This window comes from Pseudogracilibacillus sp. ICA-222130, assembly GCF_037892545.1.
Classification (GTDB): Bacteria; Bacillota; Bacilli; order Bacillales; family Amphibacillaceae; genus Pseudogracilibacillus.
Genome location: NZ_JBBKBG010000070.1, coordinates 1 through 1,650, shown reverse-complemented (window position 1 = coordinate 1,650; position 1,650 = coordinate 1). Strand labels below are relative to the sequence as shown.

At 37.5% G+C, this 1,650-nt stretch carries 1 protein-coding gene; it reads left to right on the top strand.

Going from position 1 to position 1,650, the window contains the following annotated elements:
• Window positions 1–191 precede the first annotated feature (191 nt).
• Window positions 192–1,532, top strand: coding sequence for an ISLre2 family transposase (locus WKT09_RS13595; RefSeq protein ID WP_340416548.1), 1,341 nt, complete (start codon window positions 192–194; stop codon window positions 1,530–1,532).
• The last annotated feature ends 118 nt before the right edge of the window (window positions 1,533–1,650 follow it).

Here is a 1,650-nt window from a genome sequence, read left to right as displayed (position 1 = left end):
GTTAGAGTAAAATGTTTATGGGAGAACATATAATCCATTATTAGGATTGAAGTCGATAGACTTCGAACCTGATAATGGATGAACCAAGCAAAGCGCGGTAGAAAGTATAATTTGTTTTGCATGAAAAAAAGGACCTTCTTTTGTATAGTTGAGTTTACCACAACCAAAAATACAAGAAAGAGGTCCTTAAAATGAAAGATATCATAGATTCAATCACAATGAAAGAATTAGAACAAATAACATACCGTGCATTACAGAAAAGTTTCTCCCAAGTGATGGCTCAAACGTTGTCTGAGCTGGATGTGGCAATAGCCACAGGGCGAGATAAAAAAAGATATTACTTAAAAGATAAGAGGCCATTAAAATTTGACTCAATCTTTGGAACAGTTGAGTTAAAAAGAAATTATTATCAAGATAGAGAAACTGGTAAGCACGTATATTTATTGGATCAATATCTTGCTTTTGATGGTACAAAAGGTATGAGCCCGGTAGTGCAAGATTTGGCAATTGAACTAGCTGTAACAGGGGGTTCTTATCGCCAAGCGAGTGATGCCATGGAAAAGTTGCTAGGATATCCAGTTATCAGCCATGAAGCTATTCGCCAACAATTGTTGAATACAGAAATTGTTCCAGAGGAATCTATTTCACTAAACCAAGATGTTATTTTTGTTGAAGTAGATGGACTTTATACGAAGAGTCAGGAAAAAGGAAAACGTGGGCGTGAGGTTAAAATTGCTAGCGTTCATCAAGGCTGGGAAATGAATGGAAGGCGTGCGAGTTTAAAGGAGAAACGTCATTTTATTCATGAAGGTAAACTTCCCTTCTGGGAAGAATTCGAACAATATTTAATGAACACCTACGATTACGACGCGACTAAGCATCAGCTTGTCATAAATGGTGATGGAGCTAAGTGGATTACTTCGTGTCAGGATTATTTTCGAAATAACGCTATATTCGTGATTGACCGTTTTCACGTCGCAAGAGACGTTCAACGCTTGTTTAGAGGACACTCAAGATATAGGTCCATACGCAAGAAATTATCCGATTATGATTGGGAAGGTTTTATGGTGGAACTAAATAGTGCAGTTGGTACACTTGAAACTGATAAAAAGGAAGAGAGACTGGAAGAGCTAATCGCACAACTTTCCCAATATCCAAAAGCCTTAGGTGATTACCGAAAGCTGTTGAAGAAACAAGGTATTGAAACAGTTAATTTTCGCCCAATGGGAAGTGCTGAAGGAACTATGAGCGTCTTCGCTAGAAGACTTAAAAACGGAAGAAGCTGGTGCAAAGAAGGACTAGATAAATTTATTGATGTTATGGTGGCATTGAAGGATGATTTAGAAATTAAAACATTACATGGATCCCTTGAGAAATCAGTAAATCAGGGGGATAATGAGAAGCCACCTAAGCACTTTGTAGAGAAGCTAACAGATAGTGCAGCTGAAGCAACAAGAGATAATGTAGCATATTTAAAACAAGCAGTAGGAAGACCAATTACAGCTGCGTTGAAAGGATTATGTGGATTTTAAATCATATAGAATGGACAGGAAAACCAAGCACATCGGCTTGGTAACGCTAACAAAAGTGTGGATTTAATTATGATGAAATTAGGATCCTTAAAAACTCCCACAAGTACTTGACACAATC